This is a genomic window from Candidatus Flexifilum breve (assembly GCF_016713355.1).
Window position 1 is genome coordinate 1,083,301 of the sequence record NZ_JADJPI010000035.1, and the last position, 21,514, is coordinate 1,104,814.

The 21,514-nt window shown below is 59.0% G+C and carries 20 protein-coding genes; 5 read left to right on the forward strand and 15 right to left on the reverse strand.

The window, feature by feature from the left end; all coding sequences use genetic code 11:
- Nucleotides 1–7 precede the first annotated feature (7 nt).
- Nucleotides 8–787: a response regulator gene (locus IPK17_RS27650; RefSeq protein ID WP_343420923.1), complete on the reverse strand. Its 780-nt coding sequence runs from the start codon at nucleotides 785–787 to the stop codon at nucleotides 8–10.
- Between the two features lie 524 nt (nucleotides 788–1,311).
- On the opposite strand from IPK17_RS27650, the gene IPK17_RS27655 reads away from it, so the two are divergent.
- Entirely contained in the window at nucleotides 1,312–2,451 is a 1,140-nt protein-coding gene (locus IPK17_RS27655; RefSeq protein WP_343420924.1) for a sensor histidine kinase, read from the forward strand.
- A 36-nt stretch (nucleotides 2,452–2,487) separates the two neighbouring features.
- Here IPK17_RS27655 and IPK17_RS27660 read toward each other — a convergent pair whose 3' ends face one another.
- Nucleotides 2,488–3,462, reverse strand: coding sequence for a LysM peptidoglycan-binding domain-containing protein (locus IPK17_RS27660; protein ID WP_343420925.1), 975 nt, complete (start codon nucleotides 3,460–3,462; stop codon nucleotides 2,488–2,490).
- Between the two features lie 178 nt (nucleotides 3,463–3,640).
- On the opposite strand from IPK17_RS27660, the gene IPK17_RS27665 reads away from it, so the two are divergent.
- Nucleotides 3,641–4,753: a hypothetical protein gene (locus IPK17_RS27665; protein ID WP_343420926.1), complete on the forward strand. Its 1,113-nt coding sequence runs from the start codon at nucleotides 3,641–3,643 to the stop codon at nucleotides 4,751–4,753.
- Between the two features lie 88 nt (nucleotides 4,754–4,841).
- On the opposite strand, the gene IPK17_RS27670 is transcribed toward IPK17_RS27665, so the two are convergent.
- The 7 genes from IPK17_RS27670 to IPK17_RS27700 all read right to left on the reverse strand — a co-directional run bounded on the left by IPK17_RS27670 (nucleotide 4,842) and on the right by IPK17_RS27700 (nucleotide 13,717).
- Nucleotides 4,842–5,579 carry a transaldolase family protein gene (locus tag IPK17_RS27670; protein WP_343420927.1) on the reverse strand — a complete coding sequence of 246 codons (738 nt, stop codon included), beginning with the start codon at nucleotides 5,577–5,579 and terminating at the stop codon, nucleotides 4,842–4,844.
- An 84-nt stretch (nucleotides 5,580–5,663) separates the two neighbouring features.
- Nucleotides 5,664–6,545 (reverse strand): carbohydrate ABC transporter permease, encoded by an 882-nt coding sequence (locus IPK17_RS27675; protein ID WP_343420928.1) that lies wholly within the window; start codon nucleotides 6,543–6,545, stop codon nucleotides 5,664–5,666.
- Nucleotides 6,542–7,444, reverse strand: coding sequence for a carbohydrate ABC transporter permease (locus tag IPK17_RS27680; RefSeq protein WP_343420929.1), 903 nt, complete (start codon nucleotides 7,442–7,444; stop codon nucleotides 6,542–6,544). The genes IPK17_RS27675 and IPK17_RS27680 overlap by 4 nt, the downstream gene beginning before the upstream one ends.
- A gap of 103 nt (nucleotides 7,445–7,547) precedes the next feature.
- The gene (locus IPK17_RS27685; RefSeq protein WP_343420930.1) at nucleotides 7,548–8,849 is read right to left on the reverse strand and encodes an ABC transporter substrate-binding protein; all 1,302 of its coding nucleotides are present in this window, start codon (nucleotides 8,847–8,849) and stop codon (nucleotides 7,548–7,550) included.
- 234 nt (nucleotides 8,850–9,083) lie between these two features.
- Complete coding sequence (locus IPK17_RS27690) at nucleotides 9,084–10,970, reverse strand: ABC transporter ATP-binding protein (protein ID WP_343420931.1); 1,887 nt, start codon at nucleotides 10,968–10,970, stop codon at nucleotides 9,084–9,086.
- A complete protein-coding gene (locus IPK17_RS27695) occupies nucleotides 10,967–13,210 on the reverse strand; it encodes an ABC transporter ATP-binding protein (RefSeq protein WP_343420932.1) in 2,244 nt (747 codons plus the stop codon). The genes IPK17_RS27690 and IPK17_RS27695 overlap by 4 nt, the downstream gene beginning before the upstream one ends.
- Before the next feature lie 33 nt (nucleotides 13,211–13,243).
- Nucleotides 13,244–13,717, reverse strand: a complete 474-nt coding sequence (locus IPK17_RS27700) for a MarR family winged helix-turn-helix transcriptional regulator (RefSeq protein WP_343420933.1) — start codon at nucleotides 13,715–13,717, stop codon at nucleotides 13,244–13,246.
- A gap of 218 nt (nucleotides 13,718–13,935) precedes the next feature.
- Here IPK17_RS27700 and IPK17_RS27705 point away from each other — a divergent pair, with 218 nt between their 5' ends.
- From IPK17_RS27705 to IPK17_RS27715, 3 genes are all read left to right on the forward strand, one after another.
- Nucleotides 13,936–14,235 (forward strand): hypothetical protein, encoded by a 300-nt coding sequence (locus tag IPK17_RS27705; protein WP_343420934.1) that lies wholly within the window; start codon nucleotides 13,936–13,938, stop codon nucleotides 14,233–14,235.
- 350 nt (nucleotides 14,236–14,585) lie between these two features.
- Entirely contained in the window at nucleotides 14,586–15,488 is a 903-nt protein-coding gene (locus IPK17_RS27710; protein WP_343420935.1) for an ABC transporter ATP-binding protein, read from the forward strand.
- A 20-nt stretch (nucleotides 15,489–15,508) separates the two neighbouring features.
- Nucleotides 15,509–16,369 carry a DUF2705 family protein gene (locus tag IPK17_RS27715; protein ID WP_343420936.1) on the forward strand — a complete coding sequence of 287 codons (861 nt, stop codon included), beginning with the start codon at nucleotides 15,509–15,511 and terminating at the stop codon, nucleotides 16,367–16,369.
- A 54-nt stretch (nucleotides 16,370–16,423) separates the two neighbouring features.
- Here IPK17_RS27715 and IPK17_RS27720 read toward each other — a convergent pair whose 3' ends face one another.
- The 6 genes from IPK17_RS27720 to IPK17_RS27745 all read right to left on the reverse strand — a co-directional run bounded on the left by IPK17_RS27720 (nucleotide 16,424) and on the right by IPK17_RS27745 (nucleotide 21,514).
- Complete coding sequence (locus IPK17_RS27720; protein ID WP_343420937.1) at nucleotides 16,424–17,287, reverse strand: ABC transporter permease; 864 nt, start codon at nucleotides 17,285–17,287, stop codon at nucleotides 16,424–16,426.
- Nucleotides 17,271–18,233: an ABC transporter permease gene (locus tag IPK17_RS27725; protein ID WP_343421515.1), complete on the reverse strand. Its 963-nt coding sequence runs from the start codon at nucleotides 18,231–18,233 to the stop codon at nucleotides 17,271–17,273. Before IPK17_RS27725 ends, IPK17_RS27720 begins: the two co-directional genes overlap by 17 nt.
- Before the next feature lie 48 nt (nucleotides 18,234–18,281).
- Complete coding sequence (locus IPK17_RS27730) at nucleotides 18,282–19,799, reverse strand: ABC transporter substrate-binding protein (RefSeq protein WP_343420938.1); 1,518 nt, start codon at nucleotides 19,797–19,799, stop codon at nucleotides 18,282–18,284.
- 91 nt (nucleotides 19,800–19,890) lie between these two features.
- Nucleotides 19,891–20,340, reverse strand: coding sequence for a GNAT family N-acetyltransferase (locus IPK17_RS27735; RefSeq protein ID WP_343420939.1), 450 nt, complete (start codon nucleotides 20,338–20,340; stop codon nucleotides 19,891–19,893).
- On the reverse strand, nucleotides 20,337–21,242 hold the full coding sequence (locus IPK17_RS27740) for an anhydro-N-acetylmuramic acid kinase (RefSeq protein WP_343420940.1): 906 nt from the start codon (nucleotides 21,240–21,242) through the stop codon (nucleotides 20,337–20,339). The genes IPK17_RS27735 and IPK17_RS27740 overlap by 4 nt, the downstream gene beginning before the upstream one ends.
- Nucleotides 21,239–21,514, reverse strand: a complete 276-nt coding sequence (locus tag IPK17_RS27745; RefSeq protein WP_343420941.1) for an anhydro-N-acetylmuramic acid kinase — start codon at nucleotides 21,512–21,514, stop codon at nucleotides 21,239–21,241. The genes IPK17_RS27740 and IPK17_RS27745 overlap by 4 nt, the downstream gene beginning before the upstream one ends.

The window sequence follows — 21,514 nt, forward strand, 5'->3', positions numbered from 1 at the left end:
CCTTGACCTAAGCAGGCACCGCGATCAACCGTTGGGCAAAGGTGATCAGTTCGCTGATATTCACCGGCTTGATGAGGATCAGATCGGCATATTCCGCTTCCGGCGCTTGCAGCACCGTGTTATTGCCGGTCACGACGATCACCTTCATATTGCGCGTGCGTTGGTTATGGCGCACAAAGGTGAGCACATCATAGCCGGACATTCGCGGCATATTGATATCCAGAATCAGAATGTCGGGAACCTCATTATTCAGATGTTCAACCGCTTCGACGCCGTCCGCGGCTGCTTCGAGGGCGAAGTGCCGCCGGTCGAAGGTGCACGCGAAGATCGCCCGCAAGTCCGGGTTATCTTCCGCGATCAAAACCTTGATCTTCTCCTGCGCTGGCGCCGCCCGCTGGTCTTTCTGTCCGGGCGTACCCAGTTTTTCCGCATAGCCGCGAATCGTATCCAGCAGCATGAAGCGGCTCACCGGCTTGTGCAGCACCTGCGCGCACCCCACGTCGAGACACGCGCGATACGTCTCATCCGACACATCCGCGGTCAGCGCAATGATCGGAATGTGCTTGAGGGTCGGCGTCTCCTTCATCTGCCGGGCGATCTCGATGCCGTTCACATCCGGCAGACCGATATCCATGATGACAATATCCGGCACTGCTTGCACCGCTTTCGCATACCCGGTCGCGCCATCTTCGGCTTCGATCAGTTCATGATCGGTGAACCGCAGCATTTTGCGCACGAGCAGCATATTGATCGGGTTATCTTCGATGTAGAGTACCTTGAGCTTCATGTAACGACGTCCTTCAAGCGGCAATGTCAGCAGGATACCTTAAATGTAACCGATCACGCATTCGAATGCACCAACCGGACGGACGGTTTTTAACTACCCGGATTCTTGGCCTCCTTACCTAACCACTTGGCCAGTCTGGCGTTCTGAGTACGTCAAGGTAGGCCGCGAACGACAACTCTGATCCAGTGGAGCGCAAAATCTACACCATTGAAATACGCTAGGACAGCGTACAATGAGATTTGATTGTGCGGCACGGGCGCAGCCGGGCGGTCTAGTGCCTTGTGGTGCAATCCAGCCAGCACGCGCGTCTGTGCGCTCACACACTCGGTATAGGTCGATCTCGACTGACCCGCTTGACGGCGGTTGTGACCGCCTAAGCGCGCTGCCTTAAGCAAGGACGCGGTGCCAGTCCGCGGTTGGTCTCGGTTAGGACTTGCGTAGTTGTGTGTACTCAAGAATAATGTAGTGTTGGCTTGACATGCAGTTGGACACCCGCGAACAATGATTCCCAAGCAGGACACTTGATGATGGCTCAACCAAGCGACCATGACAAGCTCGTAGACGCTCTCGCAGCGGCACAACGTGAAATTGACCGGCTGAAGGCCGAAACTGAACAAGCCAAGAGCAGCTACGCCAATCTTTTTGAGAGCGCCGGCGACTCCATCTTTATCATCGATGTCAACACGTATACGATCATCGCGGCCAACGCTCATGCCGCGCGCCGCTTCGGGTACGCGCCGGACGAGCTTATCGGCCTGTCGATGGAGGCGCTCGAAGTCATCGACCCGATCGACGACACCCAGCCCTTCGCCTGGGAATCCACCGTCAGCCAGACGACGATCTACGAATGCTTCTATCGCCACAAAAACGGCGACCGCATCGCGGTGGAAGTGAGCAGCCGCGTGGTGAAGGTTGGCCAGCAGCAGACGATTCAGAACTTCGTGCGCAATATCAGCCTGCGCAAACAGCTCGAAGCGGAACGTGAGCAGTTAATCGCGGATCTCGACAGCTTCGCGCACACCGTCGCGCATGACCTCAAAGATCCGATGTCGACGGTCTTCAGCTATACCGAATTCCTCAAAGAGATTTGCGTCGAAACCCCCGGTGATGAACTGCTGCCCCATTTGCAGCACATTTCGGCGGTCGCGTGGCGCGCGATCAACATCGTCGATGCGCTGCTGCTGTTCGCCAGCGTGCGCAAGCAGGAACAGATTGAACGCGAACCGCTGAAGACCGCCGAGATCGTCATGCAGGTGCAGGAACGACTGGCGAACATGGCCAAGCAGTACAACGCCGAGATCATCGTGCCCACCCAGTGGCCGACCGCCATCGGCTTTGCGCCGTGGGTTGCGGAAATCTGGACGAACTACATCAGCAACGCCATCAAATATGGCGGCACACCGCCGCGTATTGAACTCGGCGCCGCGCCCGCCGACAACCATATGGTGCGCTTCTGGGTGCGCGACAATGGCGCTGGCATCCCCGATGACAAGCTGCACCTGCTGTTCGACAAGTTCAACCGCCTCGGCGATTTCCGCGTCGAAGGTCACGGCCTCGGCCTCTCCATTGCCAAGCGCATCGCCGAAAAGCTCGGCGGTTCGGTCGATGTGACGAGCGTGGTCGGCGAAGGCAGCATCTTCAGTTTCTTTTTGCCCGCCCTGTAACCGATATCGGACCGCGGCCACACTCGTCAGCCGCGGTCACTGCGCCGACAGTAACTGCTCCAGCGGCTGCCCATTCACAAAGACGCGCACGCGCTCGACTGTCGTGAACTGCAGGGCCGTCCACTGGAGCTGCGCCTGCAAACGCGGCACATCGCACACCCCACCGGACACCAACTGTCCTGACAACTGAATGATCGCCTCCCGGTTGACGATGTTCACACTGTCCAACTGCAAGCTGGATTGGTACAACGCGTTGTACAGCCCGGACTCACCATAGTAGGGGTTGCTGCCGAGCGAAAGCAGAATTTGCAGCGCGGCGGTCAACGGAGCGACGGTTGGCGTGAATGTGCGCACAACCGGGATCGCGCTGTCGTTGCAGCCGACGGCTTGCCCGGAGCTGCCCGCATCTTCGAGCGCGATCAGATAGATATTCGCGCGGTCGAACAGCGTCCCGCTCGGTGCAGGCGTCGGAACTTGCGCGCCGCCGACCACAAAGAACCCCTGCGCTGTGACGCTCTGCCCGGTCGGCGTAGTCACTGTCACCACGTACACCTGACCGCCCGCCGCCGTCGACGGAATCGTCACGACGCTCTGCAGGCCGCCATAAGCGTCGGTCGCCAACTGCTGGAGCGTGGCGAACCCGGCATTGCGCAGCCCCACGCCGACATTCACAGTCGCGTTGATGGGCAAGCCGTTGGCGATCACGGTCACCTGCGTGCCGGGTGCGCCGCCGAGCGGGTAGATCGTGACGACGCTCGGGGTCGCCGGGTTGGACGAACCGGGTACGGTCAGCACCTGACCCACCAGCAGCCGATTGGGATCGGCGATCTGCGGATTCGCCGCCAGCAGCGCAGCGACCGTCGTGCCGCAGCGCTGCGCAATGCGCACTAACGTGTCACCGGAGCTCACGGTGACCGTCGCGCCACACGTCGATTGTGCGAACGTCGACTGCGTGCTGAACAGAAGTGCTGCGCAGACAACGGTCACGAGGAGAACAATTCGTGTTTTCATGCCACCCCTCTATAACAGACGGTATTACTTCCTATCACCTTAGCACAGGGAGAGATTTTGCGAAAGCGCTGCACGCCACCCAACAAGTAGGGGGAAGTGTTGACCAAATTAGAACCGGGATAATAATGGAGTTACTTACAAACATTCACTTCCAACTGGCTCTGCCCCAGAGAGGACAATGATGGCTGTCTCCACTCAACAACCTTCGAGACCATCAACTCTAAATCGCAACGTGCTTTTACAGGCGTGGGCGCGGATGATAGTCTACGATCAGACTGCAACCATTCTGAAAAGCAATTTTGTCCGGCGGCGGCGCTTAGTCATCGGACTAACGTTGATCTCGACAGTTGCATCAATCCTAATTGCATTGGTTGGTCAATATTTGCCACTGGCAATTGGATTGGGCTTGATCAGCGTTGTCCTACCGGTAGGTGCGTCCTATTTGATGAACGACATTGTGCGCTTCACCGGAACAACATCATGGATCAAATACCGCTATATCGCCGAAATGATGCGTATGCACATTTATCTTTACCGAATGCGCGCTGATGTTTATGCCGAAGGTCGTCCAATGGAAGAAATGGACGATCTGCTAGTCGAAAACTTAAGTAATCTGAGGGAGTCTGTAAAATGGGATGAAGTTATTCCACCGAGCATTAGCGAGCCGAACGATGCAAACACAATTATGGATTACATCAAGAGTGCGAACTCCTCAACACCTGAAGATGATGGACTGGAACCACTTGAGATTGATAATTACATTGCATGGCGACTCGAGAACCAGCGACGATGGTATGAAAAGAATATTCAGGGTGACTTCAAAAGGATGAAGGAGTTTGTGCGTTGGGCGCAGACTGCATTGTTGTTTGGAGCCGTTGCCAGTACGCTCGGCGGTTTTCTGAATTATCAACTTGTTGTTGTGGTCGCAGTCACCAACGCGGTATCCGTAGCCCTTACCTCGTTATCGAATGTGAGTATGTTCGGCAAAACCTACAGCCTGTTCCAGATCGCCGAACAGAAGCTCGCCGATCAAAAACTGAAGTGGCTGGCGCTGGAAGACAATGTCGCGATGAAAGACGCGGCGTATCGGGAAACGCAGGTGCGCAACCTCGCCAAACAAGTCGAGGCGATTCTGCTGTGGGAACGGCAGGAATGGTACGAAATGGCACTGCAGGCGCAAACCGTGACCGACAAGATGATCCTCGGCGATTTGACCCGTCTGACGCAGCGCGCCGACGAAACCAGCCGCCAAAGTCCCGGCGCGTCAACGAACAACAGCGCCGGGCGCTAACCGCCCGCTCACGATCAGGATGTGGGTTGAACTTGATCTAAGAGGACAAGGCATGCCTTGTCCTCTTCATTCAACCTCTGAAATTCACTTAGGAGACGGCGCTTTTGATTTCATAGGGGATGTGCGTCCAGTTGACCTCAAAGTGCTCGATCCACACGGCGGTGAGTTCGGAGTCGAGCATGTGCTGGTACACGTCGTACTGCATCACAGGAATCGAAGCGCCCGCCAGCAGCATGTGTTCCGCGTCTTGCGGTGAAGAGATGCTCGCCGCCGCAACCTGCGTGGCCGCGCCGCTGTGCCGGTACATCGTCACCATATCGCCAATCAGCTTGACCGTGTCCACGCCCGCCTTGTGCAAGCGTCCAACATAGGGCGCGGCATAGCTGGCCCCCGCGCAGGCTGCGAGATACGCCTGATTGAGCGTTGCGACGGTGGTGATCAGGGGCTTCAAACCAGAATCGGCGATCTGTTTGGCGGCGGCGAGCCCGGCATGCGACGCCACGAGCTTGGGGTGAATCAGATTGGAGATGGCGTGCAGATGATCCATCTCGCGCAGGTATTCGTCGACGGTCGGGCCGTGAAGCTGCACATAAACCGGAATAGTCACGTTCGCGCAGACCTGCGTAACCACTGCTTCCAGGCTCTGACCGCCGCTCGTCCAGCGGTCGATGATGGTGGGGTTGGTGGCAATGGCGCTAGCCACACCTGAATTGGCGACCGCAATGACCTGCTCAATCGAGCCTTCGATCCACAACTGCATGGGATACAACAGCCTTTCTGACATCAGCGGCACAAAGCCGCGGTTCACGCTCACTTGGCCGGTCACGCACCGGCAGTCTATTATCCCTTTGCAAAGCCCACCGAGCGCTAGTGCTAGATGTCCAAACGCGACATCACACTTGTAACTTCTCTACGATTTAACGGCCCCGGCCGTCAACCCGGTGACAAAATAGCGTTGGAGCGCGAAGAAGACCAGCAGCGGCACGGACATCGAAATGAACGCGGCAGCGCTCATGATGTGCCATTCGGTCGCATATGTGCCGAGCAGCGCTTGGATGCGGACGGTGACCGGCTGCGTCGCCGGGTCGCTCATAAAGATTAAGGCGATCAGCAGATCATTCCACACCCACGTGAATTGGAAAATCGCCAGCGACGCCAGCGCGGGCACCGACAGCGGAATCACGATGCGCGCGAAGATCACCCACTCGTTTGCGCCGTCGATCTTCGCGGATTCCAGCAGTTCACGCGGCAGTGACGAGAAGAAATTGGTCAGCAGGAAGATCGAGAACGGCATGCCATAAGCGGTATGCGCGATCCAGATGCCGATGTACGTTCCGGTCAGCCGGAACTGATTGAAGAATTGCAGCACCGGGACAAGCGTCGTCTGAATGGGGACGACCAGGAGCGCGAGAATGAGCAGCTGCAGCACATTCCGTCCACGAAAGCGCACCCACGCCAACGCATACGCCGCAATGGAGGCGAAAAACAGCGGGAGAAACGTACTCGGCAGGGTAATCTTGAAGCTGTTGAGGAAACTGTCGCCCATACCCTGCGCGTTCAGGACGAGCGCGTAATTCTCAAAAGTAAAGCGCGCGGGCGAAAACGCCGTCCACCACCCGGAGGAAGCAATCGCTTCACGCGGACGAAACGAGGTGATCAGCAGGCCGACCGACGGGGTCAACCAGATGATGGCCAGAATGAACAACGTGACGTGAATCAGCCACCGGGAAGACAGGCGCAGTCTAGGCTTGTTGACCTGCGGGATAGATTTGCTCGTTGTGATGGCGGTCATGTGCCCTGCTCCCCACTTCGGTAACGGCGAATGTTGATGATGACGAACGGCAGCATCAGCAGCAGCATGATCACCGCGACGGCCGCCCCATACCCCGGTTTGCCGTTCTGAAACGTCTCCCAATACATCGTAAAGCCAATGATGCGGCTCGCGCCACGCGGTCCACCCGCCGTCATGATGTAGACAATATCGAAGGCCTTCAGCACATTGATGATCATGGTGGTCGTAATCACGGAGATCGTCGGCAGCAGCATCGGGATGGTAATACGCCAGAAGGTCTGCCACGAATTCGCACCGTCGACGCGCGCCGCTTCCATCACTTCCTGCGGCAGTCCCTTGAGCGCCGCCGACAGGATCACCATGCAAAAGCCTGTCCAAATCCAGATACCCGCGATGATTAGCGCGACATTGACGATGTCGATGCGCCCTAACCACGGAATCGGATCGGTCGATGGGATTAAGCCCACCAGAATCGCGTTCAAGATGCCCGTTTTTTCATCCGGGCTGTAGACAAAGCGCCAGATGATCCCGGCGGCTGTGAACGAGATCGCCATCGGGATAAAGATGATGGTTTTGATCAACACCTCATAGCGCACTGCGTTTGCCAGCACCGCCACCACCAGACCAATGCCGACTGTTCCCGCCGTGAACAGTCCAAGCCAGATGATCGTATTAAAGACCGCGCCGCGCGGCGGAAATTGATCGATGTCGAAGAAGAATCGATCGCGCGTAAATAAGTTCGAGTAGTTTTCCAGCCCGACATATTCCGAGGTCGTGAACCCCAACCCGGTGTCAAAGCTCAATTGGATGGTGCGAATGGTGGGGTAAATCAAAAAGGCGGTGATGAGGATGACAGCGGGGAACACAAACGCCCAGCCCAGAAGGTTATTTCTGCTCATAGAAGTCGCCCTTTTAGGAAAGCAGCAGCAGAAAGAAATAGGCAGGTGGGACACTGCTGCCCCACCTGCCGTTATGCTCAACGAACCGAGCGCCAACCAGGTCTTACGAACCGTAGCTGGCCGCTGCGGTATCTTCCAGATCTTGCAGAATGCTCTCCATGTCACTGGGGCTGGCGATGAAGTCTTGCAGCGCCGTGCCAAAAGCATCCGATGCGGCCGAGGGCATGAGATCCGAGCCGTCGAAGACGAACGCCGACGCGCCCGCCACCTGACCCGCATCAATCGCAGCGAGCGGGCTGTACACGGCCAGATCCACATTCATGTTTGGCGACACGACGGCCCCCGCCGGAGCCGTGGCCCACAGCGTGTTCCCTTCCGCGCCCGCCATCCATTCGATCAACTGCGCGACTTCCGGACGGTCGCTGAACGCCGCGAGAAGGTCACCCCCACCGACGACCGGAGCGCCCTGGTCTTCACTGAACGCGGGGAACAGGAACGCATTGAAATCGTCTACCGGCGTCAGTTCGGGGAAATTCGAGGCGAGGATACCGCCGATGAAGCCGCCTTCATAATACATTTCGGCTTCGTTATCGGGACGGAACACCATGTTCGCCGCGGTGATGAAATCGGTCGAGAGCGTACCTTCCACGCCGCCTGCCAGCTTGGTATCGGCGGGGTCAACGATTTGCTGGAAGGCTTCGAGCGCCGCGACGACACTGGGGTCAGTCCACGGAATTTCGTGGGTCTGGAAAAGCTGGAGGTATTTTTCCGGGCCGTTCTGGCGCACGTAAATGTTCTCGAACCAATCCGTCAGAGTCCAGCTGTCCGCCCCGCCGATGCTCCAGGGTGTCTGGCCCGCATCGAGGTAGGCCTGCTGAATGGCGATCAGTTCATCCCACGTCGTCGGCGGTTCGACGCCGAGTTCGGCAAACGAAGCCGGGCTGTACCAAATCGTGCTCTTGGAATTGGCCTTCGCCAGAATGCCATAGGTCACGCCATCAACGACACCCAGCTGGGCGATCCCCGCCGAGTAGTTATCGCTGACGACCGACGCATCCACTAAACCGGCGCTGCCATCAGCATTCACCAGCGGGACGAGGTACCCCGCGCGGGCGAATTCGGCCAGCGTGCCGGGCTGCGGGATCAAGGCGACATCGGGTGGGCTGCCGCCGGCGAGGCGGGTACGGAGAATCGGCACGAGCTGGCGATTACTTTCAATAATCACCTGAATGCCCGTTTGCGCCGTGAATTCGTCAAGGGAATGCCGCAGACCTTCCAGCTCAGAGCCGCCAAAAGTCGTCATGAAGGACACAAACTGCACATCTTCCTGTGCGCTCACCATCGGAACGACAGCGAGCAGTGTAAATACAAACAGAATGGCAAGAAGTGACAATCGCTTAGGCATGTAGGTTCTCCTTCAAATAGTCGATACCACTGTTAAACGTCAGTCAGATTGCCGAACGAGTATGTTCGCTGCACCTCTCAATCAATACACGCACAGCGCCCTAGCGGAATGGGCACTTGACCTTACGCTTCAGTTTACGAAATTTATCTTTCAATATCAAGCCAGTGGACTCATTTAGAATCCAAAAAGCAGCCGCTGCGGCTGCTTTTTGAATGGGAGAATTACTCAGATTGCTTACGCCGCATCGACCGCATTCACATGGTCGAACTGGCTGTTGTAGAGTTCCGCGTAGAACCCACCCGCCGCCAGCAGTTCTTCGTGGTTGCCCTGCTCCACGATGTCGCCGTCGCGCATCACCAGGATCAGATCGGCGTTGCGGATGGTCGACAGGCGGTGCGCAATGATGAAGCTGGTGCGGTTATGCATCAGGTTATCCATCGCCTTCTGGATCAGGATTTCCGTGCGCGTATCGACCGAGCTGGTCGCTTCATCAAGGATGAGCATCGGCGGGTCGGCGAGGATGGCGCGCGCGATGGTGAGAAGCTGCTTCTGCCCCTGCGACACATTCGACGCCTCTTCGTTCAGCACCGTGTTGTAGCCATCGGGCAGCGTGCGCACAAAGTGATCGGCGTGCGCGGCGCGGGCAGCCGCGTAGACTTCTTCGTCGGTCGCATCTAAGCGACCATAGCGGATGTTCTCCATGATTGTGCCGCTGTAGAGCCACGCGTCCTGCAGCACCATCCCGAACATCTTGCGCAGATCATGCCGCGTGAATTCGCGGATTTCGTGCCCGTCGATGAGGATTTCGCCGCTGTTGACATCGTAGAAGCGCATGAGCAGCTTGACCATCGTCGTCTTGCCCGCGCCGGTCGGCCCCACGATAGCGATCTTCTGACCGGGCTTGACCAGCGCCGAGAAGTCGTTGATGACGATCTTGTCCGGGTTGTAGCCGAAGTGGACATTCCGGAATTCCACATTCCCGGCGACCACTTCTTCTTTGAATGGCGTTTCGGTGTCGGTCTCAACGATTTCTTCCGGCACTTCGAGGAATTCGAAGACACGTTCGGCGGCGGCGGCGGTCTGCTGCATGATGTTCGAGATGTTGGCGATCTGCCCGATGGGCTGCGTGAACGAGCGCACATACTGGATGAACGCCTGCACATCGCCGACCGTGACCGAACCATTGACCGCGAGGTACCCGCCCACGATCGCCACGCCGACATAACCGAGGTTGCCGACAAAGCCCATGATGGGGAACAACAGACTCGTCAGGAACTGCGATTTCCACGCCGAGCCGTACAGCCGTGTGTTGTACTCGTCAAACTTCTGGATACTCTGCTTTTCGCCGTTGAACGCCTTGACGACCGAATGGCTGCCGTACATTTCTTCGATATGGCCGTTGACGTTGCCGAGGTAGTCCTGCTGTTCCTTGAAGAACGTCTGCGACTTGCCGACGACGAGCGCGATGATGCCAAACGACAGCGGGATCATCACCAACGCGACGAGCGTCATGCCCCAGCTGATCGAGAGCATCATGATCAGCACGCCGATCATGCTCGTGACCGAGGTGACGATCTGTCCGAGGCTCTGGTTCAGCGTCTGACTGATGGTGTCGACGTCGTTGGTGACGCGCGAGAGCACTTCGCCTTGATTCGTCGTGTCGTAGTATTTGAGCGGCAGGCGGTTGATCTTCTCGGAAATGTCCGTGCGCAGGCGGTAAGTCACCTTCATCGAAATGCCCGCCATCACATAGCCTTGAATGTAGGCGAACAGCGTCGAAATCAGGTAGAGGACGATCAGGAGCACGATGATATTGCCAATGTACTCGAAGTCGATGCCCGTGCCCGTGCCGGATATCTGCCCCATCACGCCTTCGAACAGCTTGGTCGTCGCCTGCCCGAGGATCTTCGGACCGACGATCATAAAGATGGTCGAAGCGATAGCGAACAGCAGCACCAACACAATCGACAGCTTGTACTCGCCGATGTAGGCGATCAGCTTCTTCATCGTCCCGCGGAAATCACGGGCGGATTCGCCCTTCATCATGGCCATGGGGCCGTGCCCCTGACCGCCGGGACGTGCTTGCCCCGGTCTGCCTCCAGCTAAGGGTCCACCCATCATGATGCAAGTTCCTCCATGCCCAACTGCGACAGGGCAATTTCACGATACACTTCACAGGTTTCCATCAGTTCGCGATGTGTGCCCTTGCCGACAATTTTGCCTTCGTCGAGCACGATGATTTGTTCAGCGTTCTTGACCGTCGAGACGCGCTGCGTGACGATCAGCAGTGTACTGTCGCCCGTCTTCTCTTTCAGCGCGCGGCGGAGCGCGGCATCCGTCTTGAAGTCGAGCGCCGAGAAGCTGTCGTCAAACACATAGATCGGCGCGCGCTTGACCAATGCCCGCGCAATCGACAAGCGCTGGCGCTGACCGCCCGACACGTTGCTGCCGCCCTGCGCGATCTCCGTGCCCAGACCTTCCGGCTTGGTGCTGACGAACTCGCGCGCTTGCGCGGTATCAATTGCGTCGTTCAATACGTCCACTTCGGCGTATTCATCGGCATAGCGCAGGTTCGATTCAATCGTGCCGGTGAACAGATTCGCCTTCTGCGGCACAAAACCGATCTGTTCGCGCAAGTCGTGCTGCATGACCTCGCGAATATCGACGCCATCGATCAGGATTGCGCCCTGCGTCACGTCGTAGAAGCGCGGCAGCAGGTTGACCAGCGTTGACTTACCCGACCCGGTCGAGCCGATGAAGGCGGTCATCTCGCCCGGCTGCGCTGTAAAGCTGATGTTGTGCAGCACATCCTCTTCAGCGCCGGGGTAGCGGAAGGACACATCGCGGAATTCCACTGTGCCGCTGAACGGTTCGGGGAAGCGCTTCGGGTTCTTCGGATCGTGGATGACCAGATCCGTGTGAATCACTTCGGCAATACGATCCGCCGACACCGACGCACGCGGCAGAATAATGAACATGATCGACAGCATGATGAAGGCGAACACGACCTGCAGCGCGTACTGCATGAAGGCGATCATGTCGCCAACCTGCATCTGCGCCGCCGCCACCTGATGCGCCCCAACCCACACAATCAGCAGCGTGAGCCCGTTCATGATGAGCATCATGAGCGGCATCATCGCCGACATCACACGCGCGACGAACAGGTTATTGTCCGTCAGATCCTGATTCGCCTGATCGAAGCGCTTTTCTTCAAACTTCTGCGTGTTGAAGGCGCGCACGACCAGCATACCGGACAGGTTCTCACGCGTGACGAGGTTTAAGCGGTCGACCAACGTCTGGATGAGGCGGAATTTGGGAATCGCGACCGTGAATACAACGATGATCAGCGTGATCAGCGCGCCCAAACCGACCGCGATAATCCACCACATTTCTGCATCGGTCTGCACAGCCTTGAGGATGCCGCCAATGCCGAGGATCGGCGCGTAGAACACCATGCGGATGATCATGACCATCAACATCTGCAATTGGGTCACGTCATTGGTGGAGCGGGTGATCAGCGAGGAGACCGAGAACTTGTCGAACTCATTGTTCGAGAAGCTTTCGACCTTCTGGAAAATGTCGCGGCGCAGGTTACGGGCCATACCCGCCGCTGTCTTCGCAGCGAGGAAGCCAACCGCGATGGTACACGCGCCGGAGAGCAGCGAAATCGCCAGCATCAGGCCGCCCACGCGGAGAATGTACTGATTCTGGAGCGCGCCGGTGTCCATGCCGAGCGCCGCGTATTCCGCCTTGATGCCCGAAGCCGCCGCCTGCACGATCATGCTGTCGCTCATCGCCGAGAACCGCTCCAGCATCGAGTTGAGCAGCGGCGTACGAATGAGCGGCGTCATGCCTTCCAGCAGCGCGAACAGATCCGTGCCTTCAGGCAGCGCAGACAGATCAAACGCGCCCGTCGACATCCCTTCCATACTCGCCGGATCGTCCATCATGCGTTGAATGCCCGACACGGCCACCAGCGGCTTGCCGATGATCGGATTCAGGCGATCGATTTCCGCCGCTTCGATGTTCGCATTGAGCACATACACGGGCTCATTCGCGAGCGCCGGATATTGGCTGAGGTAGGTTTGATAATCCGGCGACGTACTGTCGATCAGCGTATAATGCGCCACGACATCGGCGAGTTCGTCGCTGTTCATGAACAGCGCGAGTTTATCCATCGTGCTCGCGCGCAGCGCGTTCGGCACGGCATTCTCGATACCGCCCGCCTGAATACCGGTATTCACGATCTGACCGATGTAGTCAGGCAGCGATAGATCGGCAATCCCTTGCACGAACAGCAAGGCAATGGCCAGCAGCACCATCAGGAGATACGGCCTGATGTATTTCGTTAGTCGAAACATGGGAGCGATAGTCTCTTTCTCGAGGCAAAAATGCTAGGGCAGCGGTTCCGTCACATCATTGGGGTGCAGCTGCGTAGTTATCACACGATGCAGCGCGGGCAAAAACACGCTCGCTGCTTGGAGTTCTTCCGGGGTCAGGTCTTGCACGACGGCGGCGATCAAGCCGATCATCTGATCATGGACCGCGCGCGCGCGCTCCGCGCCTTCCGGCGTGACCTCGAGGAGCTGTTGGCGGCGATCATTCGGGTCGGGCGTGCGCGTCAACCACCCGCGATCCACCAGTGCCTGAACGAGCACGCTGGCCGACTGCAAGCTGACCTTGCGCATTTTGGCAAGGTCGCTGGTAGTCATGCGGCATTCCTGAATCCGCGCCAGCACCCCCATTTGCATAAAAGTCGCTTCTTCTTCGCCGGTTTCGCGCATCCGCAGGTGCATGAGTCGTCCCAGATTCGGGAACACATCGAGCATGGCTTGCGCCGTTTGTTCTGGTGTCCAGGTCTGCGTCATCTCATTCATCAATCCTACTGATTATCAACATCATTGACTATCATCCTAGTTGATGAACTGGAGAGTGTCAAGGGGTGACGTAAGCTTAGAAAACCCCAGACAGCAATTCACCCCCCGGTGCGGGTAAATTCCACCTTAGGAGGATGAGTGCGCACTGCCCTTACTGCTATAAATCAAATAACAAGGTAATGGAAGTGATGTCGGAGAGGAAACAAATTATGGCTAAGCAGACAGTTCGCCCCATGTTCCCGGTCAATCGCGTCACCCAGCCCAGCGCAGACTTCGCCGAAGCGCTGCGCGAAGACTCGAACCGGATCTTTGACTGGCTCTACTGGGCATCCCGGATGAAAACGCGCGATGAGCAGTTGTACTGCTTCGAGCGCGCGCACTACATCGATCCCTACAACCGAGAAGCTCTCGACGGCATCAACCAGCTTCAGCGCGCCGCGCAGCAGCGCCTGCCCGTAACCGCCGTTGTGCGCCGGCCATGGGGCACCTCCGCAATTGACGAACTCTAGCCGCGTCAGCGGTCACACGCCGCTAGTCAGCTTCCCCGGCTCCAACTGCCGCTCGGTTAATCAGCGGTTAGTGCCCGACATGATCGAACGTCCGTAACCGGGGCTGAGTCCGTCAGCCCCAGACCACCCCGGCTTTCCTCCAGAGAGCAACCTCTGTCCCACCCACCCAGCGCCTTCCATATAGGGCAAATGCCGCATCGGTCTATGGCAATCGCCCGGCCTAGAAATCGTTATTCTGCCCGTCGAAATCATGCCTCACGCGTAATATGCTCTAACGTATTCGTCAGTGATGATAAGTCAACTTTCTTGCTCATGCGGCGCATGACCATCATCCAGTGAGTGAGGACACCATGAGTGCAGTACTCGAAACTCAGCACCTCCGCAAAGCGTTCGGCGATGTACTCGCCGTCGCCGACGTTTCGCTCCGTGTGGAACGCGGCGAAGTCTTCGGCTTTCTCGGGCCGAATGGCGCGGGCAAAACGACCACCATCGGCATGATTCTCGGCTTGATTCACCCGACGGCAGGTGAAATTCGCCTGTTCGGTGAGGCCGTGACACCCGCCAACACCGCCCCGCTCCAGCGTGTCGGTTCGGTTTTCGGTGCTCAGGCCACGCTTATTCCGTACCTCAGCGCCTACGATCATCTGGTGATGACCGGGCGCTTGCATGGAACTGTCGACCGGGCGCACATCAACCGACTGCTGGAACAGGTCGGTCTGCAGGCCGCCGCTCATCGCCAAGCCGGACAGTTTTCGACCGGCATGAAACAGCGCTTAGGTCTGGCGATGGCCCTGCTGCATTCTCCGGAACTCCTGATCCTCGACGAACCGACCAACGGCATGGATCCGGAAGGCATGCGCGAAGTCCGCAACCTGATTCGTACGCTTGCTTATCGGGGGACGACGGTATTCCTGAGCAGTCATCTGCTGCACGAAATCGAACAGGTGGCCGACCGCCTCGCCATCCTCAATCGCGGTCAGGTGCTGGCGCAAGACCGGGTGCAAACGCTGCTCGCCGGATCGTCGATTGTGCGCCTGCAAGTGCCGAATCAGGAGCTGGCAGTCGCATCCCTGCGCTTCTTGCCGGGGGTCACGCGGCTGGATCGCAACGGCGCATACCTTGACATATCCGGGCTACCGGCGGCCACCATTGCGGCGCACCTCATTCACGACGGCATCATCCCGTCGGAAATCACCACCCTACAGAACGACCTTGAGCAGGTGTTTCTGCAAGTCACCCACGAAGCGGTCTAGACCAGAAAGCGAGATGCATCATGCTGCGTTCCATGTTCCACATCGAAAGTGTTAAGCTGTACCGGCGCAAGACTTTCTGGCTTGAGCTGGCTGTGGTGGCGGGTATCACCGTACTGCTGTTCGGCCTGATTTTCTTCCTGCAGTATCTCGAAGAGATCCCCAAAGCCGAACGCGCCCTCATCGCCAGCCTGCTCACGCTCCCCAATGGGGTGAAGGTCTCCCTCGCCCTGTCGTCCAATCAGATGTTGGGCGGACTGTTGATGATCGTACTCGTGAGCATGGCGGTTGCGCAGGAATATGCGTGGCAAAGCTACACGCTGCCGGTGCGCGCTGGCATCCCGCGTCCGCTGATCCTCCTCAGCAAGTTTCTGACGCTGCTCGGTGCCGCCCTCTTGTTGGCTTTCACGGCGCTCGGCATCGGCGTGATCATGTCGGCGCTGGTCACACTCGCCGCCGAAGGTCAGATCGACCTAAGCCGTATCAACGTCGCCGATTTGCTGCTGAGCACGCTCATCACCGCTTACTCGCTGCTGCCCTACATGGCCTTGACCTTCATGATCGCCGTACTCTCGCGGTCGCTCGCGGCCAGTCTGAGCATCGCCGCCGCGTATATCTTCCTCGTCGAAGGCATCGCTCCCGCGCTCCTAACCCTGTTCGGCGGCGTGCTCGCTCAGATCAGCCTGCTTATGCCGGGGCAGTTGGCGACCGCACTGCTCACCGCGACCGGGCAGACCGCGTCCATGCAGATTGGATCGGATGCGCCACCGCCCGCATTCGTCGGCGTTGACGCGCCGGTCGCCGTGATCGGCATCGCGCTCTACACGCTGGTCTTTCTCGGCATCGCGATTGTGCGGTTTCAGAAACAGGATTTGGCGGGGTAATGGAGAGAAACAGGGGAGAGGTGGAGCATGCTCTGCCTCTCCTCGGGGTCGTGTTCAGCGCAGGCCGCGCAGACGGGGATCGAGCACGTCGCGCAGACCGTCGCCGAGCAGATTGAAGCCGAGCACGCCAAGCATGATCGCCAGCGCCGGGAACAGCATCAGCCACGGCGCCATCTCCGCGATACCGCGGCTCTCACTCAACATGACACCCCACGAGGGCAGCGGCGGTTGCGTCCCCAAGCCGAGGAAGCTCAAGCCGGCTTCCGTCAGCAGTGACCACGAGAGCGCAAGGCTCACCTGCACGATCAGCGGCGCAAGCGTATTCGGCAGCACATGGCGATACAGAATGCGTCCGTTACCCGCACCGACACAGCGGGCCGCCTGCACAAACTCCATCTGCTTGACGGCCAGCACCGGGCCGCGCGCCACCCGCGCAAAGATCGGCGTGTAGACCGTACCAATCGCGAGCACGGTGTTGTTCATCCCCGGCCCCAACACGCTGACCACGACGAGCGCCAGCAGCAGCGCGGGCAGCGCGAAGAACACATCCATGATACGCATGACAATAATATCGAACGTGCCGCCGAAATAGCCGGAGAGCGTCCCGAGCAGCGTGCCCAACGTCGTCGCCAGCGTGACCGAGAGCAGCGCCACGCGCAGTGAATTCGCCGCGCCGCCCATGATGCGGCTGGCGATGTCGCGCCCGAACAAATCTGTGCCCATGACATAGGTCGCGCTCGGCGGTTTGAGACGGTCGCGAGCATGCTGCTCCAGGTCAGGATACGGCGTCACGCCCATCCAACCGAGCAAACCGACAACCAGATAGAGCGTGACCAACACCAGCCCGACCGCCCCGCTGCGATTGCGCAGCAGCCGCTGGAACAGCGTGGGAGTCGTAATTTCAGGCGGATTTGGCATAGGACACTCGCGGGTCAATCATGGTGTAAATCACATCGACAAGCAGGTTAATCAAAATAAAGTTGAAGGCGACAAACAGCGCGATCCCCTGCACGAGGGCGTAATCGCGCTGAGAAATGGCATTGTAGACGAGGCGACCGATCCCCGGCAGCGCGAAAATCTCCTCGATGATGACCGTGCCGCCGAGCAGATAACCAAGCTCGACGCCGACCAGCGTGATCACCGGGATGAGCGCGTTACGCAGCGCATGCTGGGTCACGACGTTTCCTTCACGCAAACCTTTACTGCGCGCTGTGCGGATGTAATCCTGACCGAGCACTTCGAGCATGGCGGAGCGCGTGGTACGCATCACCGAAGCAGCGAACGGAAAACCGAGCGTGAACGCCGGGAAGATCATCTGCTGCACGTTGAGCAGCGGATCTTCGTTGAAGCGCACGTAGTCGCCGGAATTGGGCAAATAGCGGAACACGACGGACAGCACGTAGATGATCAGCGTGCCGAGCAGGAAAGCGGGGGTTGCTAAGCCGATCAAGGCGACCAACCGACCGATCAGGTCGACAAACGAGTTGTGCTTGACGGCGGAGAGCACGCCGAGCGGAATGCCGATGATGAGCGCAATCGTCAGCGCCATGAGCGCGAGCTGCAGCGTCACCGGGAAGCGCGACAGGATCACGTCGAGGACGGGCGCGCCGTGGCGCACGGATAGACCGAGGTTGCCTTGCAGCGCATTGCCCAACCAGACGACGTACTGTTCAAACGGCGGCTTATCCAGCCCGAAATAAGCTTCCAGCGAGGCGCGCTGCACATCGGTCAGCATGCCCGCTTCGGTGCCGAGCATGGCGGTGATCGTATCGCCGGGGACGAGGCGAATCGCCAGAAAGATCAAGACCGAGACGCCAAACAGCGTGGGTAAGAAGGCGATGGCGCGTTGAGTGAGGTAGCGGATCATCAGAATGAAATGGAGCGCGGTTCAGCACCGCGCCCCACCCAAGTCTTAACGGTTCAGCGAAACCTGCGCCAGCGAAATCAGCGAGTCGGTCGGGTACGGCACGAAGCCTTCCACGTACGACTGCTGCGCCGTGTATTCATAGCCCGTGTACAGCCACACCCACGGTGCCATTTCGGCGAGGTGACGCTGGAACTGGGCGAAAATCTCATAACGCGCCGCCGGATCAGTTTCCGCGCGGCCCGCCGCCATCAGTTCGTCGAGCGTGCTGTCGATGTACCCGGCAGTATTGTTCAGGTTGCCGGAGGTCTGCCAGTAACGCGCATACATCGTGTACGGGTCAGGGCGGCCACCATTGAGCGCAATCGCAGCTTCGAAGTCACCCGCGAGCCAACGGTCGACGTACACGCTCAGTTCGAGCGATTCGATTTCGACCGTGATGCCGATTTCGGCCAACTGCGCCTGAATGCTCTGCGCTTCCGAGAGCGCCGTCGGCGGTTCGGCATTGGCAGCGATCACCGTCATCGTGAAGCCATCGGCGTACCCGGCATCCGCCATCAATTGGCGCGCCTGATCGAGATTCTTCTCGTAGCAGAACAGTTCGTTCGGGTCGAGCGCGAACGCGGCCATCGTGAGCGGACCAGTCACCGAGCCTTCGCCGAGCGACGCCGTATCCAGCACTTCCTGCCGATCAATCGCGCAGGAGATCGCCTGCCGCACGCCGAGTTCCACCAGCGGCGAATCGGGCGCGGTCGAGCGGAGCTGGAGCACATGGTAGGCCACCGCGGGGACGCGGTTGAGCGTGACGGTCGCATCGTCGGTGAGCAGAGTCGCCACGAGCGGGTCATTCAGCAGCGCGAAATCAATCGTGCCCGCGCGCAGTGCCGCGAGGATCGACGTTTCGTCAGGGATGATGCGGATTTCAATGCCGTCGATGTTCGGGCCTTCGCCCCACCACTCGGCATTGGCGCTCAGCGTTGTCGTTTCTTCCGGCGTCCAATTATCCAGCTTGAACGGCCCGGTGCCATTGGCGACGGTCGCAATCGCGCCCGATTCAATGTCTTCCTTGTTGGCAATCGCGGCATTGGTCGTCGCCAGCGCCGCGAGCAGCGGCACGTCTGGCTGTGACAGGTTGAACACGACCGTATAATCATCCGGCGTATCAATCGACGCGATGCTCAGGTAGTTCGCGCGCGCTGCGGCGCCGGTCGCTTCGTCGAGGATGCGGGTGAAGGTTGCCACAACGTCTTCCGCCGTGAACGCCGAGCCGTCATGGAAGGTGACGCCCTGACGCAGGTTGAGCGTGAGCTGCGTCGCGTCGTCGTTGAACGCCCAGCTTTCCGCCAGAGCGGGAATAACGCTCAGATCGGGCGCGAGGTTGACGAGCGGTTCATAGATCAGTTCCAGCAGGCGGAATGAAGCGAACGCAGTCTGCGTGTGCGGATCCAACCCAGTGGTATCGGCGGCGCGCGCCATCACCAGCACATTGTCCTGCGCGGCAACGGGCAGCCCAAAGCTCAAGACGAGCAAAACGAGTGTGAACAGCAAAGTCATCTTCTTAAACATCGATATTTTCTCCTGAGAAGCTGTACGCACCTTTACTTTAGCGCAAAATTCACGTTCGCAACACCAATTGGACTAAACTGGACTAGTCCACTCACCGCAAGCGTTTCCGATAGATGAGTTCGGTGACATCGGGCAGAACATAACCGGGGATCGCGCCGATCTGCTCGTAGCCCTGCCGCTGATAAAAGCGCTGTGCATCCACGTTGAAATCGGATGTGAGCAGGAACAAATCGTGGCTGGCGACGGTTGCTTCCAGCGCGCTGAGCAGCGCCGCGCCTACCCCGCTGCCCGCTTGATCGGGACGCACGCCGAGCATTCTCAGGTAGGCGCTGCGACCGAAGCCGCCTGTGGGCACGCACCACGCCAACCCCACCGCTTGATCGTCCGTGTCCGCCGTGAGAATCAGGTCAGTGTCCAACGCCATGAGCAACCGCTGCGCCAAGACATCCGCCGACGCACCGTAGCGCTGCCACAGCGGAATCGTCACCACCCAGGCGGCGACGACAGTGACATCTTCGGCATTCAAAGGGCGGATGTTCATCCCGCACCGCCAAACGTGCGCCTGATCAGCTCGACATAGTTTTGCCCCGGCGTGATATCGCCGAGGATGACCGCGCGGCTGGCCCCAGTCAGCGACGGGAGGTTGCCCGCCCGCGCGTGCCACGTTTCATGCGCCAGGAGCGCGAAGACCAGCGCCTCTTTGTTGTCGCCATCCACACCGATCTGATCGCTCGCCAGCACTTTCGCCGGGATCAGCGCTTCGAGCAGTTCCATGATCACCGGGTTGCTGCGTCCACCGCCGCTCAGAATGACTTCGTCCAACTGTGCCGGAGCGAAGTGCTCGTAGGCATCGGCGATCGACTGCGCCGTCAGCGCCGTCAGTGTGGCGATGATGCTGGCGTTATCTAACCCGCGGGTGTGCCCCTCATCGACCAGATCGCGCGCCATCTTCGCGCTGAATAACTCGCGTCCGGTCGTCTTCGGCGGCTTGACCACGTAGTAGGGGTGACCGAGCAGGTTTTGCAGCCACTCTTCGTCAAGCTTACCGCCGCGCGCCAACTGACCATCACGATCATACGCCTGCGCGCCGTCAGTGAGCATCATCATCGCCGAATCGATCAGCGCATTGCCGGGACCCGTGTCAAAGGCCGTCGGCAAGCTGGTGTGATCGGACAGCGGCGGCAGAAACGTCACATTGCCAATGCCGCCAATATTCTGCACCGCCCGCCACTTGGTCGGGTGACGGAGCAGGAGCCAGTCGGCATAACCGGTGAGCGGCGCGCCCTGCCCGCCGACCGCGACATCCCGCGTGCGAAAGTTGCTGATGGTCGTCACACCAGTGCGTTCGGCAATCACGGCAGGCTCGCCAAGCTGCAGCGTCGCGGAAACGTGTCCCACCGCATCAACCGCGTGCCAGAAGGTTTGCCCGTGCGAACCGATCACATCGATGTCGGCGGGTGTGAACCCCCCTCTTGGATCACGCGCAGCGCGGCGGCCGAGAACAGTTCACCTAATTCAAAGTTGAGCGCGCACAGCTCATCGACGCGCCCACCCTGCCCGGCATCAACGATGCGGCGCTGAAAGCCATCCGGATAGGGAAAGGTGACCGCATGGAGAATCTGCGCCTGTAACTGCGGCGGTGCGCCGCTGATTTCGCACAGGGCGGCGTCAATCGCGTCCGCCGATGTGCCTGACATGAGTCCAACAATCCGCAT

What these genes read in the sequence shown, in the direction of transcription:
- IPK17_RS27730 (WP_343420938.1), bottom strand. Translation starts at nt 19,799, where the DNA reads ATGTTTAAGAAGATGACTTTGCTGTTCACACTCGTTTTGCTCGTCTTG.
- IPK17_RS27665 (WP_343420926.1), top strand. Translation starts at nt 3,641, where the DNA reads ATGATGGCTGTCTCCACTCAACAACCTTCGAGACCATCAACTCTAAAT.
- IPK17_RS27690 (WP_343420931.1), bottom strand. Translation starts at nt 10,970, where the DNA reads ATGATGGGTGGACCCTTAGCTGGAGGCAGACCGGGGCAAGCACGTCCC.
- IPK17_RS27655 (WP_343420924.1), top strand. Translation starts at nt 1,312, where the DNA reads ATGATGGCTCAACCAAGCGACCATGACAAGCTCGTAGACGCTCTCGCA.
- IPK17_RS27720 (WP_343420937.1), bottom strand. Translation starts at nt 17,287, where the DNA reads ATGCCAAATCCGCCTGAAATTACGACTCCCACGCTGTTCCAGCGGCTG.
- IPK17_RS27710 (WP_343420935.1), top strand. Translation starts at nt 14,586, where the DNA reads ATGAGTGCAGTACTCGAAACTCAGCACCTCCGCAAAGCGTTCGGCGAT.
- IPK17_RS27705 (WP_343420934.1), top strand. Translation starts at nt 13,936, where the DNA reads ATGGCTAAGCAGACAGTTCGCCCCATGTTCCCGGTCAATCGCGTCACC.
- IPK17_RS27745 (WP_343420941.1), bottom strand. Translation starts at nt 21,514, where the DNA reads ATGCGGATTGTTGGACTCATGTCAGGCACATCGGCGGACGCGATTGAC.
- IPK17_RS27715 (WP_343420936.1), top strand. Translation starts at nt 15,509, where the DNA reads ATGCTGCGTTCCATGTTCCACATCGAAAGTGTTAAGCTGTACCGGCGC.
- IPK17_RS27695 (WP_343420932.1), bottom strand. Translation starts at nt 13,210, where the DNA reads ATGTTTCGACTAACGAAATACATCAGGCCGTATCTCCTGATGGTGCTG.
- IPK17_RS27675 (WP_343420928.1), bottom strand. Translation starts at nt 6,545, where the DNA reads ATGACCGCCATCACAACGAGCAAATCTATCCCGCAGGTCAACAAGCCT.
- IPK17_RS27735 (WP_343420939.1), bottom strand. Translation starts at nt 20,340, where the DNA reads ATGAACATCCGCCCTTTGAATGCCGAAGATGTCACTGTCGTCGCCGCC.
- IPK17_RS27680 (WP_343420929.1), bottom strand. Translation starts at nt 7,444, where the DNA reads ATGAGCAGAAATAACCTTCTGGGCTGGGCGTTTGTGTTCCCCGCTGTC.
- IPK17_RS27650 (WP_343420923.1), bottom strand. Translation starts at nt 787, where the DNA reads ATGAAGCTCAAGGTACTCTACATCGAAGATAACCCGATCAATATGCTG.
- IPK17_RS27660 (WP_343420925.1), bottom strand. Translation starts at nt 3,462, where the DNA reads ATGAAAACACGAATTGTTCTCCTCGTGACCGTTGTCTGCGCAGCACTT.
- IPK17_RS27700 (WP_343420933.1), bottom strand. Translation starts at nt 13,717, where the DNA reads ATGACGCAGACCTGGACACCAGAACAAACGGCGCAAGCCATGCTCGAT.
- IPK17_RS27685 (WP_343420930.1), bottom strand. Translation starts at nt 8,849, where the DNA reads ATGCCTAAGCGATTGTCACTTCTTGCCATTCTGTTTGTATTTACACTG.